Origin of the sequence: Halomonas binhaiensis, assembly GCF_008329985.2 — a bacterium.
Classification (GTDB): Bacteria; Pseudomonadota; Gammaproteobacteria; order Pseudomonadales; family Halomonadaceae; genus Halomonas; species Halomonas binhaiensis.
This window is the reverse complement of the sequence record NZ_CP038437.2, coordinates 2,133,441-2,147,746: the sequence shown is the minus strand read 5'-3', so window position 1 is coordinate 2,147,746 and position 14,306 is coordinate 2,133,441. Positions and strand designations below refer to the sequence as shown.

The 14,306-nt window shown below is 57.5% G+C and carries 17 protein-coding genes; 9 read left to right on the top strand and 8 right to left on the bottom strand.

Annotated features, from left to right (window positions below; genetic code table 11):
• Positions 1-185: 185 nt before the first annotated feature.
• The 9 genes from E4T21_RS09440 to E4T21_RS09400 all read left to right on the top strand — a co-directional run bounded on the left by E4T21_RS09440 (position 186) and on the right by E4T21_RS09400 (position 9,848).
• The gene (locus E4T21_RS09440) at positions 186-1,940 is read left to right on the top strand and encodes a 4Fe-4S binding protein (RefSeq protein WP_149284752.1); all 1,755 of its coding nucleotides are present in this window, start codon (positions 186-188) and stop codon (positions 1,938-1,940) included.
• Positions 1,941-1,943: 3 nt separating this feature from the next.
• Entirely contained in the window at positions 1,944-2,720 is a 777-nt protein-coding gene (locus E4T21_RS09435) for a TorD/DmsD family molecular chaperone (protein ID WP_149284751.1), read from the top strand.
• A complete protein-coding gene (locus E4T21_RS09430; protein ID WP_149284750.1) occupies positions 2,717-2,935 on the top strand; it encodes a twin-arginine translocation signal domain-containing protein in 219 nt (72 codons plus the stop codon). Before E4T21_RS09435 ends, E4T21_RS09430 begins: the two co-directional genes overlap by 4 nt.
• Before the next feature lie 10 nt (positions 2,936-2,945).
• Positions 2,946-5,816, top strand: coding sequence for a formate dehydrogenase subunit alpha (locus E4T21_RS09425; protein WP_149284749.1), 2,871 nt, complete (start codon positions 2,946-2,948; stop codon positions 5,814-5,816).
• A 16-nt stretch (positions 5,817-5,832) separates the two neighbouring features.
• Positions 5,833-6,453 (top strand): formate dehydrogenase FDH3 subunit beta, encoded by a 621-nt coding sequence (fdh3B, locus tag E4T21_RS09420; RefSeq protein ID WP_149284748.1) that lies wholly within the window; start codon positions 5,833-5,835, stop codon positions 6,451-6,453.
• A gap of 74 nt (positions 6,454-6,527) precedes the next feature.
• Complete coding sequence (locus tag E4T21_RS09415; protein WP_240349347.1) at positions 6,528-7,562, top strand: formate dehydrogenase subunit gamma; 1,035 nt, start codon at positions 6,528-6,530, stop codon at positions 7,560-7,562.
• 204 nt (positions 7,563-7,766) lie between these two features.
• The gene (locus tag E4T21_RS09410; protein ID WP_149284746.1) at positions 7,767-8,090 is read left to right on the top strand and encodes a DUF1244 domain-containing protein; all 324 of its coding nucleotides are present in this window, start codon (positions 7,767-7,769) and stop codon (positions 8,088-8,090) included.
• Between the two features lie 14 nt (positions 8,091-8,104).
• Positions 8,105-8,617, top strand: a complete 513-nt coding sequence (gene moaB / locus E4T21_RS09405) for a molybdenum cofactor biosynthesis protein B (protein ID WP_149284745.1) — start codon at positions 8,105-8,107, stop codon at positions 8,615-8,617.
• Positions 8,607-9,848, top strand: a complete 1,242-nt coding sequence (locus E4T21_RS09400; protein ID WP_149284744.1) for a molybdopterin molybdotransferase MoeA — start codon at positions 8,607-8,609, stop codon at positions 9,846-9,848. Before moaB ends, E4T21_RS09400 begins: the two co-directional genes overlap by 11 nt.
• Positions 9,849-9,859: 11 nt before the next feature.
• Here E4T21_RS09400 and E4T21_RS09395 read toward each other — a convergent pair whose 3' ends face one another.
• The 8 genes from E4T21_RS09395 to E4T21_RS09360 form a co-directional block, all read right to left on the bottom strand.
• Complete coding sequence (locus E4T21_RS09395; RefSeq protein WP_149284743.1) at positions 9,860-10,429, bottom strand: acyl carrier protein phosphodiesterase; 570 nt, start codon at positions 10,427-10,429, stop codon at positions 9,860-9,862.
• A 13-nt stretch (positions 10,430-10,442) separates the two neighbouring features.
• Positions 10,443-10,796, bottom strand: coding sequence for a TusE/DsrC/DsvC family sulfur relay protein (locus E4T21_RS09390; RefSeq protein ID WP_149284742.1), 354 nt, complete (start codon positions 10,794-10,796; stop codon positions 10,443-10,445).
• An 81-nt stretch (positions 10,797-10,877) separates the two neighbouring features.
• Positions 10,878-11,168: a sulfurtransferase complex subunit TusB gene (gene tusB, locus E4T21_RS09385; protein ID WP_149284741.1), complete on the bottom strand. Its 291-nt coding sequence runs from the start codon at positions 11,166-11,168 to the stop codon at positions 10,878-10,880.
• Between the two features lie 10 nt (positions 11,169-11,178).
• Complete coding sequence (locus E4T21_RS09380; RefSeq protein ID WP_149284740.1) at positions 11,179-11,559, bottom strand: DsrE family protein; 381 nt, start codon at positions 11,557-11,559, stop codon at positions 11,179-11,181.
• Positions 11,560-11,618: 59 nt separating this feature from the next.
• Positions 11,619-12,011 (bottom strand): sulfurtransferase complex subunit TusD, encoded by a 393-nt coding sequence (gene tusD / locus E4T21_RS09375; RefSeq protein ID WP_149284739.1) that lies wholly within the window; start codon positions 12,009-12,011, stop codon positions 11,619-11,621.
• Positions 12,012-12,097: 86 nt separating this feature from the next.
• The gene (locus E4T21_RS09370; protein ID WP_149284738.1) at positions 12,098-12,769 is read right to left on the bottom strand and encodes a Bax inhibitor-1/YccA family protein; all 672 of its coding nucleotides are present in this window, start codon (positions 12,767-12,769) and stop codon (positions 12,098-12,100) included.
• 332 nt (positions 12,770-13,101) lie between these two features.
• Positions 13,102-13,767 (bottom strand): metallophosphoesterase, encoded by a 666-nt coding sequence (locus E4T21_RS09365; RefSeq protein ID WP_240349346.1) that lies wholly within the window; start codon positions 13,765-13,767, stop codon positions 13,102-13,104.
• Positions 13,768-13,879: 112 nt separating this feature from the next.
• A complete protein-coding gene (locus E4T21_RS09360; protein ID WP_205423482.1) occupies positions 13,880-14,245 on the bottom strand; it encodes a cupin domain-containing protein in 366 nt (121 codons plus the stop codon).
• Positions 14,246-14,306 lie beyond the last annotated feature (61 nt).

Sequence of the window (14,306 nt, the reverse complement as noted above, 5' to 3'; positions counted from 1 at the left end):
GAAGGCAAGCTCCTGCCCCACGACCTTAGACCAAGATATGTGGCGGGATTGGCAAATAGCGTCAACACTTAAGCGAGGTATCAATAAGCACGAATGTGCGAGCCGGCACAATATACGAGTCAGCACAGCGCATTCGTGAATTTATTATAAAAACGACGAGTCACCGTTCTCGACCGTGAGACAATATGAACCAGCGAATCGACCTCGTTCCGGTAGACGCAGGCGCTAACCGGTGTGCGCGTGATGCAGCGTATACACAAGTATCCTGGCCAGTGAACCTGGCAAATGCCCATGTCAGCTATTCAAGCCAGGGGCATGTATTGCTGGTAGGAGACAGTGCATCCCTTTATTCGGCCATCATCGACCACCCGGCTCTCCACTCGTCATTGGCCAGCTTGACGCTGATCTGCACGGATATGCCGGACGATGCCCTGCTGATCCTTGCTGAAACATCCAGCTCCACCCTTCCCATCCATATCCAACCGCTGCTCTCATCGCAGCGCAATAGGTTGAAGCTGGAAGGACATCTTGGGGATTTTCGTGCCTGGCTATCAGGAGGATCCCTCACCAAAGAGTCTTCCATCAATCTGGCCAAGGCCTTGGTTTCCCGAGACACCTTTGACCTGGTGGTGGATCTGGCCTCCCCTCCCTGCCTGGAACTGGAGCTACTTCCCCCCGGATATTTCCATCTACCTGAAGCCAATGGTGAGCGGAATGACGTTCTCGCTTCGTTACCCGACTGGGTCGGCGACTTCGACAAGCCTCGCTACTTCCAGATTGCGAGCGACGCATGCGCCCACTCCACACGTGGCTTCACCGGCTGTACCCGGTGCCTGGATGTGTGTCCGGCAGATGCCATCAGCAGCCACAAGGGACGCATCGACTCTCGCATCGATATTGATCCGTTTCGTTGCCACGGCGTCGGCAGCTGCTCCAGCGCCTGTCCTACCGGTGCCATCGAGTTCCGCCAGCCGCTGAGCCATCTGCAGCAAGACACTCTAGTCGCCTGGCTTTCGGCCTATCACGATGCCGGTGGCTCCCATGCCATCATGCGCTTCGTCCAGGCGGAACCGTCTGCGACCGCCGCCGACCTTCCTGGACACGTCATCGAGGTCCCCTTGGAAGACCTCGGCACAGCAGGCAGTGACCAATGGCTGACCGCATTGGCTGCGGGTGCCTGTGAAGTTCATATTCAGGCCTATTCCGACATGCCTGTGCGCCTTCAGCAACACCTGCACGACCAGCTCGCACAAGCCCGTGGCATTCTAGAGGCCATCGGCCTCTCGCCCGAGCGCCTGGTATGGAGAGGCGCTGACGACGCTCCCCCGAAGGCCGACTTGCCACGTTTCAATGCCCTGCCGACACGGCTCATCAAGGGTGAACTGCAAGAGTCTTCCGGGACATCACATGACGCTCCCAGCAAACGAGCCCGCTTGAACTGCGTGCTCGAACATCTCGCCGCACACGGCCACCTGAATGGCGAACGCCACTCTCTGCCATCCAATAGTCCATTCGGCGCCATCACGGTAGATAGTGAAGGATGCACCCTGTGCATGAGCTGCGTGGCCAGTTGTCCGACACCGGCATTGAACGCTGATCAGGATGCACCTCGGCTGAGCTTTCGCGAGGCTGATTGTGTGCAGTGTGGCCTATGCGAACAGAGCTGCCCGGAACATGTCATTCACCTGGTCCCCGGGTTTCTCGCCGCCCCCGAGCGCACTCAGTACCAGTTGCTGCATGAAGATCAGCCTTTCGCCTGTATCCATTGCGGAAAACCTTTTGCCAACACCGGCACTATCACTGCCATACAGAAAAAGCTTGCCGAACATCCTTACTTTTCCGGTGCCCAGGCCAAACGCCTGGAAATGTGTCAGGACTGCCGGGTCAAGGATATCTGGGAAGAACTTGCCCATCATCCTGACTCACCCGTGAGGCTATGAGCCATGTACAACGACGTGCAGCATCATCACATCGATGATCATGGAGTCAGCGACAGTGAGCTGAGAGCAGAGGTCTACGCCCTGCTCGGCACGCTACTGCGCCAGCCTCCAACGGAAGCGCTGCGGCGCTGGCTGGCGGAACTGGAACCCGATCCGAGTCCGACGCCGTCTGAAGAAGCGCTTTGCCACGCCTGGCAGGCCCTTGCCGCTGCCGCTGCCGAAAGTGATGCCGAGCACCTGGAGCGCGCGCACTTTCGTCACCTTGTCGGTGTCATCCAGGGAGATGTATTGCCTTATGCCTCCTGGTACCGCAACGGTCAACTGATGGATATCGCTCTGGTCGATCTGCGCAAGGATCTCAGACAACTCGGCATACAGCGTAATACGGATCAGCATGATCCCGAGGACCACCTCGGAGCCCTCTTCGAAGTGATGGTCATGCTGCTGCAGGATGAAGCCGTCGCAATGACTGCCGTCAGCTCGACCCATGCCGCTACAAGCGAGACCAGTGCCTGCGATGCCATTTCACGTCATGCCGTCCAACATCATGCTGCTGACTTTTTCCAGCGCCATATTGCCCCTTGGGCGTCACGCTGCCTGCACGACCTGAGCCAGGTCGACACTGCATTCTATTCAGCCCTGGGCAGCCTGGGGCAAGCCTTCATGACCCTGGAAAACGAACGCTACAACGACCTGGTCAACCGTTACGCCGAAGCTGGCCAGCCACTGCGCATTGTCACGCCCACTGCGACTATCAATGACATGAGGAGAGAGCGATGAAAAAGACCGTACAGCCGACAGGCAGTGATCCTCAACGCCGTCGTTTTCTCAAGGTACTCGGGGTGGGGTCTGTCACGGCGGGAGTCGCAGCAGGCATCACACATGTGAGCCTCGCCCAGGCGGAAGACGAGGCCGAAGAATCTCGAGACCAGCAAGCCGGTGGCTACCGTGAAACCCAGCATATCCGGGACTTTTACGCTTCCCTGCGAGATTGAGGAGACTCTCATGCGACTGACGAAACGCGCTTCGATGCCTCAGCCTTCGGCTCGGCCTCATGCTCCAGGCATCGGTATCTCCCGCCGCCAGTTCCTCAAACGTGGCAGCATGGCAGGCGGAGGGCTCGCCGGACTTGGCCTGCTCGGTACGCCCATGATGCGCAGAGCCGAAGCCGCCGAACGCACGCCCTACAGCGAGGCGGAAGTCGAGACCAAGCGCACGGTCTGTTCTCACTGCTCGGTAGGCTGCGGTGTCTATGCCGAAGTTCAGGAAGGTGTCTGGACCCGGCAGGAGCCGGCTTTCGACCATCCCTTCAACCGTGGCGCCCATTGCGCCAAAGGTGCCTCACTGCGTGAACATGGCCATTCCACCCGGCGCCTGAAATATCCGATGAAGCTTGTCGATGGCGAATGGCAGCGGCTGTCCTGGGAAGAGGCCATTGACGAGATTGGCTCCAGGGTTCTGGAGTTGACCGAGCAGCATGGTCCAGACAGCATCTATTGGCTGGGGTCAGCCAAGTTCAGCAACGAACAAGCCTATCTGATGCGCAAGTTCGCGGCCCTGGCCGGCACCAACAATACTGACCACCAGGCTCGTATCTGTCACTCCACCACGGTTGCAGGCGTAGCCAACACTTGGGGTTATGGAGCGATGACCAACTCGCTCAACGACCTGCAGAACAGTCGTTCGATCATGTTCATCGGCTCTAACCCCTGTGAAGCCCACCCGGTAGCCATGCAGCATATTCTGCTGGCCAAGGAACGCAGCCAGGCAGAAATCATCGTTGTCGATCCTCGTTTTACCCGAACCGCTGCCAAGGCCGATCACTATGTTCGCATCCGTCCAGGATCCGATGTTGCCTTTATCTGGGGCCTCCTGTGGCACATTTTCGAGAATCACTGGGAAGACACCGAGTTCATTCAGCAGCGCGTCTATGGCATGGAAGAAGTGCGGGCCGAAGTGGCCAACTTCTCTCCCAGCGAAGTCGAACGTATCACCGGCATCCCGGAAGACGTGATGTATTCCACCGCCGAAATCCTGGCCAAGAATCGCCCTGGGTGCGTGGTCTGGTGCATGGGGGGCACGCAGCACACCACCGGCAACAACAACACCCGGGCCTACTGCATTCTCGAACTGGCCCTGGGTAACCTAGGCGTTTCTGGCGGTGGTACCAACATTTTTCGTGGTCATGACAACGTACAGGGTGCCACCGACCTTGGCCTGACCTCGGATTCCCTGCCGGGCTACTACGGCCTTGAAGAAGGCGCCTGGCGTCATTGGGCCAAGGTCTGGGATCTCGATTACGAGTGGCTCAAGGAGCGATTCGATCAGACAGAGTATGCTGACGGCTTCCCGATGAACTCCAACGGCATCACGGTGTCACGCTGGGTCGACGGCGTGCTGGAAGATGACACCGATATCTCTCAGCGCACGAACCTCAAGGCCATGTTCTACTGGGGACATGCCGTCAACTCCCAGACTCGCGGCCCCGAGATGCAAAAGGCCATGCAAGCTCTGGAAATGATGGTCATCGTCGACCCTTATCCGACCGTCGCCGCCGTCATGCACGGCCGCAGTGATGGGGTATATCTGCTCCCTGCTGCCACTCAGTTCGAAACCTACGGCAGCGTCACCGCCACCAACCGCTCCCTGCAATGGCGTGACAGGGTCATCGAGCCGATGTACGAGTCCAAGCCGGACCACGTCATCATGTACCTGATGGCGAAACGCCTGGGATTCGCCGAACAGCTATTCAAGAACATCCAGGTAAACGGCGACGAACCCTTGATCGAAGATATTACCCGGGAGTTCAACCGCGGCATGTGGACAGTGGGCTATACAGGCCAGAGTCCGGAACGCCTCAAGGCCCATCAGCAGAATTGGCATACCTTCAGTTTTCGCAGCCTGAAGGCCGAAGGCGGACCAGCAGATGGTGATTACTATGGCCTGCCCTGGCCCTGCTGGGGAACACCAGAGTTTGCTCATCCAGGCACAACGAATCTGTACGATACCAGCCTGCCGGTTTCTCAAGGTGGCCTGACCTTCCGCGCCCGTTTCGGTATCGAACGCGATGGCGTTTCCCTTCTGGCCGATGGCTCCTTCAGCAAGGATTCTGATCTTGAGGACGGCTATCCCGAGTTTACCGCCGATATGCTCAAGGATCTGGGCTGGTGGGATGAGCTGACAGAGGAAGAAAAGAGTGCCGCCGATGGCAAGAACTGGAAGACCGACCTTTCCGGCGGCATCCAGAGAGTTGCCATCGCTCACGAATGCGCTCCCTTCGGCAACGCCAAGGCTCGCTGCAACGTGTGGACGTTCCCCGATCCGATTCCCAAGCATCGTGAGCCTCTGTACACCTCTCGGCGCGATCTGGTTGAGGATTATCCGACCTGGAACGACGTCGCCTCCCATTTTCGTCTTCCGACACTGTACAAGAGCATCCAGCAGAAGGATGTGACTGAGCGCTATCCGATCATCCTCACTTCCGGGCGCCTGGTCGAATACGAAGGCGGTGGCGAAGAAACCCGTTCCATGTCCTGGCTGGCTGAACTGCAGCAGGAGATGTTTGTCGAGATCAACCCTGCCCTGGCCAATGATATCGGCGTGAAGAACGGCGCCATGGTCTGGGTGGAGGGTGCTGAAGGTGGCCGGGTCAAGGTCAAGGCCATGGTGACCCCACGAGTTGCTCGTGGCGTGGTGTTCATGCCTTTCCACTTCGGTGGCATGTTCCAGGGCGAAAGTCTCGAGCAACGCTATCCCGAAGGCTCCAGCCCCTATGTCATTGGTGAAGCGGCCAATACCGCCACCACCTATGGCTATGACTCGGTGACGCAGATGCAGGAAACCAAATGCACCCTGTGCCGCATCGAACCGGCCTGATTCAAGGAGATACGACATGGCTCAGATGAAATTCATGTGTGATGCTGAGCGCTGTATTGAATGCAACGGCTGCGTCACTGCCTGCAAGAACGCCAACGAAACGGAATGGGGTATCCAGCGCCGCCGGGTCGTCACGCTCAATGACGGTGAGCCGACAGAAGTGTCCATCTCAGTGGCCTGCATGCATTGCGATGATGCACCGTGCATGGCGGTGTGTCCCACTGACTGCTTCTACAAGACCGATGACGGCATCGTGCTGCACGACAAGGACCTGTGTATCGGCTGTGGTTATTGCCTGTATGCCTGCCCCTTCGGCGCGCCGCAATTCCCGCAGCAAGGCGCCTTTGGTGAGCGCGGCAAGATGGACAAGTGTACGTTCTGCGCAGGAGGCCCTGCCGATAATCCCGAAGAAGAATACATGAAGTACGGCGCCAACCGTATTCGTGAAGGCAAGCTGCCGCTTTGCGCCGAAATGTGTTCGACCAAGGCCCTGCTGGCGGGTGATGCCCAGACCATTGCCGATATCTTCCGTGAGCGCGTCGTCAGGCGCGGCCACAAGGATGGCGCCTGGTCGAAGCTCGGAGATGCACCATCGGCCATCGACAACATGGCGACTGATGCCGCTCGCAAACCGTGAGGAGGCCCGTAATGCATTCAATCACCCAGATCTGGCCTCCCTTCCGATCATGGCAACCGCCATGTTTACTGCGAATGTTGCGATCGTTCCTGCTCTTGCTGGTGCTGTTTGTGGCGCTGGGAATCAGCCATGTGGCGACCGCGGCAGACCCTGATGCGGAGATCAATGGCGCCGTGCCGGCCATGGATGCCGACACTTGGCGTCAGGTGAAAAATGGCGACAGTTTCATCGATACACGCCATGACTCCACCTACAACCTGATCAACCCCAGCGGCCAGACCTGGCGACTCATCCGCAACAAGTGGATCTCGCCATTCGGCCTGATTGCCATCGGCGGCATGCTGGCGATGATCACCCTGTTCTATCTCATCGTCGGCAAGAATCAGCTGGAGGAACCACGTAGCGGTCGCAAGATCCTGCGCTGGTCAGCGCTCAATCGTGCCCTGCACTGGTCTGTCGCCACCTTGTTCATCCTGCTGGCACTGACCGGGCTGAATCTGCTGTACGGCAAGTTCCTGTTCAAGCCATTGTTCGGTGATGCCTTCTGGGCATCCATGATCAGTGGCTCCAAGCTTCTGCATAATTACCTGGGGCCGCTGTTCGGTATCCTGCTGGTGATCATCCTGATGCGTTTTCTCAAGCACAACTGGCCCAAGCGCGAGGATTTCGAATGGCTGCGCAAGGGCGGCGGCATGGTGGGCAAGGGCCATCCCGATGCAGGCTTCGCCAATGCTGGCGAAAAGATCTGGTTCTGGTTGCTCGCCACTGCCGGCATCGTCGTCATCGCCAGCGGTCTGGTAATGGATTTCCCCAACTACCAGCAGACTCGCGATACCATGCAATGGGCCAACATCATTCATGCCATTGGCGCCCTGGGCCTGACGGCGGTTGCCCTTGGTCATATATATATCGGCACACTGGGCACTGAGGGTGCCCTGGAAGGCATGGCCACAGGGTATGTCGACGAAAGCTGGGCCAAGCAGCATCACAACCTGTGGTATGAAGAAGTGAAGGACCAGGCAGTAGACGGCGAACGCCTGGAAACCAGCAAAGGACATGCAGACGGCAAGCATGACAATCCGGGCCCCGACCCTGCACGACCTACCTGAACGAGCGCCTTTTGCCTCCCTGCTAGCCCCACCGTCCCGGCGTTGCCGGGGCGGTGGCGTATATGCCGGACGTTGCGGATCGTCCACCGGGATGAAATGGCCAGGAATACGAAAACCCTGGACAAGGGCGCTCTCGTACCGATGTGCTTGAGCGGCCGCTGCGTTACTATCAAGGGTGTTAGCCCTATTCACCCGGAGATCACCATGCAGCACCTTGATGACGCTACCCGCACCGAGCTGGAAGCCGCTGCTTTTCGCCGCTTGCTGAGCCATCTCGATAATCGCAAGGATGTACAGAACATCGACCTGATGATCCTGGCCGACTTCTGCCGTAACTGCCTGTCCAAGTGGCTGGTCACTGCTGCAGAAGAACGTGGCCAGACATTGGACTACGAAACGGCTCGCGAGTATGTCTATGGAATGCCTTACAGCGAGTGGAAGGACAAGTACCAGGCCAAGGCCACGCCAGAGCAGATGGCAGCCTTCGAGGCCCACCAGCAGGCCAAGGCTGCAAAGCGGGAGTCATGATGCATCAGGAAGACATGATCGGGTTGAAGGTTGCCGTACTGACGGTATCCGATACAAGAACCGAAGACACTGATCGCAGTGGTCAGGCGCTGGTTGAACGCCTGAGCTCTGCAGGACACCATCTCGCTGACAAGCGTATCGTGCCCGACGATGTCTATCAGATCCGGGCTATCGTATCCGCCTGGATTGCTGATCCGGAGGTTCAGGTCATCCTGACCACTGGCGGTACGGGCTTCACCGGCAGAGACTCCACTCCAGAAGCCGTAGGAGCTCTGCTCGACAAGCGCATCGAAGGCTTCGGCGAACTCTTTCGTCAGCTTTCGTACCAGGAAATCGGTAGCTCTACGGTACAGAGTCGTTGCCTGGGCGGGATGGCGAACGCTACCGTAGTGTTCTGCCTGCCAGGATCGACTGGCGCCTGCCGTACCGCCTGGGATGGCATCCTCGCTGAACAGCTGGACAGTCGTCATCGTCCCTGCAACTTCGCCAACCTGGTCATTCCGGAGCGTGGCACCCATGACGTCTGAAGCCCCTCTTCCGCCTATTGAATCTCCTCTCCAGCCTATCGAACAGGCCCTGGAGACTCTGCTGCGCGATGCCATGCTGCTGGGTCATGAAAGCGTGGATGTGATCGATGCAGCAGACCGGGTATTGGCTCAGGATGTCATCGCGACACTCGACATTCCTCCCTTCGACAACAGCGCCATGGATGGCTACGCCCTGCACCATGACGATGCAGGGCAACGTCTCCCCATCATGGAACGGATCGCGGCAGGCGATGCGCCCAGCCGGCTACAGCGGGGCTATTGTGCGCGTATTTTCACAGGAGGCGCTCTGCCGGCAGGTGCCGACTGTGTCGTGATGCAGGAGAAGGTTGTCCTTGATGACGGCCACGCGGTCATCCCGCCTGATGTACCGGCAGGAGACAACGTGCGCCGCCAGGGACGAGATGTCACTCGGGGCCACGTGTTGCTGCCTGCCGGCACTCGCCTGGATGCAGCGGCATTGGGACATCTGGCTGGCCAGGGTATTACTCAGGTCAATGTCATCCGCCGCCCACGCGTTGCTCTGCTGTCGACCGGTGACGAAATCGTCGATCCGGGGCAGGCCTTGGCGCCGGGCCAGATCTATAACTCCAACCGTCCGATGCTGGTCAACTTGCTCACACACTTCGGTGCCGAAGTGGTGTTGACACGCAGCGTGCCAGACAGCCTTGCCAGCACCCAGGAATGCCTGGCAGAAGCGGCGAGCATTGCAGATGTGGTGATTTCCACCGGTGGCGTCAGCGTAGGTGAAGAAGACCACGTCAAGGCAGCATTGGAAAGCCTCGGAGAGCTGGACCTGTGGCGTCTGGCCATACGTCCTGGCAAACCGCTGGCACTGGGCCGCCTGCCAACCGGTGAAGACAATCGATCGGCTCGCTTTATCGGTCTGCCGGGCAATCCCGTGTCCTGTTTTGTTGGCGCTTGGCTGTTCCTGCGTCCGCTTATCGGAGCACTGTTGGGATGCCCGTCTCTCAAGGATCTTCCCAGGTTGTGGGCGACCAGCGCTTTCAGCACCTCCACGGGGCCACGCCAGCATTACATGAGAGTGCAGTTGAACTTCACCCCGGATGGCATGACAGCCGAGGCCTTCAGCGATCAGAACTCGGGGGTGCTGTCATCCTGTATCAATGCTGACGCCCTGGCGGTCATCCCACCTCACAGCCAGATCGTCAGAGGGGATCGCATCGAGTGCATGTGGCTCAAGCTGTTCTGACCCTGATACGCTCAGGCTCCCGAACGAGCAGTGAGATATTCGCTAGTATCCGTCCATAGCGCCTGGAAGTCCCTTTCCAGGCGTGGATACTCGTGACGCAGATGGGGCAAGAGCTCTGCCAGTCGATTGGGACCGGACAGGCGCGTACCGATGCCGCGAATGGCCCGGCAGGTAAAATCGAAATCGGCATAGGCGCGCAGCCAGTCTTCCCGAACCAGGATTGGCACCATCTCCTTGAGACGTGCGGGAGCGGGTTTCTGCATGAGAATGATGTAACAACGTTCGATCAATTCGTCCCTGTCTTCAACGGCAAGATGGCGGCACAGGAAGTGATCCCAGACCAGGTCCAGGACAATGCCGGAATAACGCTGGAGCCCATGGGGTGAACGCCGCCGTGCGTTCAGTACCACAGGATGGGCATCGACATAGGCATCGACTCGTCGGTGATGCCGCACACCTTGTGCGGCATCATCGGGCAATCCTGTCAGATCGCCCCCCTTGATGCCATCAGCCACCAGATTACCGTACAGGAAGGCGTCGCTACCGTGACGTGCGAGCCAGGCATGGGCCAGGAAATTCATGAACGAGAGCGCATCAGAGACAATTGGCTGGCTTGGGCAGCCCTGCCAGGCGCGCGCCGATCTTGGCAGGGCTGCCAGGGAAAAGCTTCATCAGGTAGATCGAGCTGGCCTTGTCCTTGCCCAGGCTCATGCCCACGGCCTTTACCAGCGGCCGCATGGCGGGAGCCTGTTCAAAGTGCTGGTAAAAATCCCGCAGCACCTCGATCACTTCCCAGTGCGCTGGCTCAAGACGGAGGTTCTCCTCATCCGCCAGGGCCTGGGCCACTTCAGGTGACCATTGATCGAGATCCACCAGGTAGCCTTCAGGATCCAGCGCGACACGCTGCCCAGCGACGCTCAGATAGCGCGCGATTTCACTACTCGCCATATTGCCTCTTCTGTGACATTCGGAGATGCATTGCCTTGCTGGCGCATTGTCCCAGTGTTCAAGGGCCCCGGCTGCATTATCTCAATACCAGGTGATGGTCTTGTCGGCCTGTTCGGTCAGTTCGATGAATCCATCAACATCAACGACATGGACGTTATCTGCACAAAGACCCAGCAATCCGCGGGCTTCAAGATCTTCCTTGAGGACATAGACACGCCCTTCAACGTCCTCGAAGTAACGTACCAGTTGCGGCAGTGCTCCCTGTACACCATCTTCGATCAGCAGCAATTGATCGTCGTGCCCCATGGCCTGCAATGTCTGCTGATACACCCGGCTGTCGGCAGGAGAACGGTTCAATGTATGCAAGTTCATCACAACGTCCTCAAAAAGTCGCCACCAGTCGATGTGTCGTCATGGCAGCCTGAATCTGCGCAGGAGACACTTCGATTACCGGTAGAGAGAGATCGCAGGCTTCAAGGCCAAGAGCGTGCATGGCTTCGGACTCGACCAGCAATGTCTCGATATCATACATCTCCAGCATGTTCAGCGTCGCCTGGGTGCCTTTCTGCCCCAGTGGGCCCTGCCCCTGGCCCGACACCAGTGCCGTGCAGCCAGTGCCCATGAACAACAATGACACCCTGCGGCCAAACGCGGCAGCGACCAGCGCCATATCCAATCCTTCACGCAGCAGGCTGCTGCCATGAGGGCCATGACGCAGAATCACCAGCAGATCCCCCTGGAGATCAGTCTGAGTGTCATTCATGGCACGCACTTCCTCTTCAGCTTCTTTTGCAAAGCCCCTCTTGCTCATGGGGCAAATGTTTATGGAGCAAAGGTGATCAGTCTGTCACAACGCAATCCAAGGTCTACCAGTTGCCCCAGCCCAGTCAAAGCAAAGGGTGCTTCAATACTGTGTCCTTCCTTGCCATGCCGGCTGGCCTCTGTTTCATTGAGCAGACCTCGGCGCAATGCGGCAGCGATACACACATCCAGTTTGACGCCATGCTCGTCATGCAGGGCTTTCCAGCCATCCATCAGATGGGGTTCATCCTGGGGAGGGGCGGCAAGGCGTGCTGCGTTGTACACCCCGTCGTGATAGAAGAATACGCTATCCAGGATATGGCCCTTGGCCACCAGCGCCCGGGCAAATCTCAATGCGCTATGAGATGCCTGGCGACTATAGGGAGCACCAAGAAGAAGAATTCCGTAACGCATAGCTTCCTCTCATTTCATTTATCCTCAGCATAACGCACTGGCCCCGCCATTCGGCGGGGCCAGCAGTGTCAACGCTATATGGAAGGTTAGTCTTGGCTGACGACGCCCAACAGTGACAGCAGGCTGACAAACAGGTTGTAGATCGATACGTACAGCGTGATGGTGGCGAGAATATAGTTGGTCTCGCCAGAACGATGCACAATCTCGCTAGTCTGGAACAGAATGGCAGCAGAAGAGAACAACACGAAGCCTGCGGACACCATCAGTGACAGCGAAGGAATGTTGAAGATCAAGGCCGCAACCATGGCCAGAATCAGCACGATGGCACCGGCCATCATGAAGTTGGCGAGGAAACTGAAATCCTTGCGTGTGATCAGGGCCACGGCAGACAGGCCGACGAAGGTCAATCCCGTCATGGCCAGTGCCGTCATGATCAGTTGAGGGCCATTGGCCAACGTTAGATAGGCATTGAGGATGGGGCCCAGCGTAAAGCCCATGAAACCGGTAAACGCAAAAGTCGCCAGCAACCCAATAGCGGAGTTGGCCGTCTTGTGGACCAGGAACATCAGGCCATATGCACCGATGAAGAACACCAGAATGTTCATTCGCTCGACGCCAAGGGCAATAGCAGCGCCTGCGGTCACCGCAGAGAACAGCAGTGTCATCGCCAGCAAGCCGTAGGTGTTGCGTAGCACCTTGTTTGTCGCAGTCACCTGCGTGGAGGCCTGACGATTCACCTGTGACTCATGGTAAGCCATGTATACAAAGCTCCCTGTTGTGGAATAGCTATGAGACACAGAATGCCGATCACAGGTTCCTGACGCAAGCTGCTGCGGCATAGGCTTTCAACGCAAGTTGCGCGCAAGGTTAGTGACAGTCCCCATGAATAAAGGATCGAACACTGTTTCCTTTAAATGAAAAATTTTTCCTCTTTCTGCAGACTTCATGTCGAAAATGATCATATCCGGCCATCGGCCAAAGACATATTAAGCATTACATCGGCATATTCACTATTCCAATGGCGCATCGACTCCAGTACATATCGACCATGTAGGAGAAAATGAAGCGTAAGGCTGAAAAGACGGTGATTTCACCCCAGCAAGTCTTCTGCCTGGGCCAGCGTGAGCCGACCGGTATAGAAGGCACCGGTATCGATATAGTGGACATTACCCATGACAACAGGCTCATACAGAATGGTATGGCCAACAACAACGTCATCGATGTTGACCACATGGGTGGTATCTTCCTGGTGAATCCGGTTACGACCCCAGAGAAGCGTATACGGGTCCGTGCTTTCAAGCTGCGTCCAATCTTCGGGCGGTTCAGCATGAACAATGCCCACCCGCTTGCCAGCAGTCGCGACTTCTCTGGCATACGGAAGGTGCTCAAGCGCATCGGCCAGTACGGATGACACTTCTTTCAAGCTCTCGCCATGTATCCAGGTGCCACCGTTCATCACCCAGAACAAGAATGCTCGGCCATCTTCGTCAGGTGCAAGCAAGGCATCATGGGCGAGCATTTCATGATTGCCTCGCACACCGTGGAACCATGGTTCGAAGGCCAATGACAGGCACTGATAACTCTCTTTTCCTCGGTCGATGAGGTCTCCCACGGAGAACATACGGTCACACTGCCTGTTGAATCCGACTCGCGCCATGGCCTCCAGCAGAAGACCATATTGACCATGGATGTCGCCGACAAAGAAGTCGCGCCCCTCCGTATTGGTGCCATGGCGCTGGATCGTTAGCTGATTCACTCGATCGCCCCCTCGACGCTTTCCAATACCCTTTGACCCCATCGCACGCCATAAGTCCAACGATAACCACATCCAGTTCGCTCGATCGAGAATAGCCTTGATCGCCCGAGGTTCATTGAGGGGGAATGGAGGGCCAGCGTACCGTCAAGACAAGAGACTCTTCTTCAGAACGAAAGGAATGCGGCGTATCAGGCCCAAAGAGCACAAAGTCCCCCTCCTCTTTAAGCACGACTTCCCTGTCTGGGAAAAGCAGCACGAAATGTCCGCGAATCAGGATATTAAGCGTCCTGACAGGGTTGCCCGGCGCCCACTCGGAACGGGTTTCCCCTTTTGCATGCGTGAACCATTTCAGCTCCACATCTTCAGTCCGCAAAGGGCTGTCTTCTCCGGGCATGAAATGCCCGAAAAACCAGCCACGGGTATCTTTCGATGCTGCGCCAGCATTACCAAAAGTCGGCGTTGGGTAATCTGATGCCACTTCACTTCTCCTTATGAAATCTGGTCCATATCAGCTCAGACAGTGGGATCTCTGATATGGG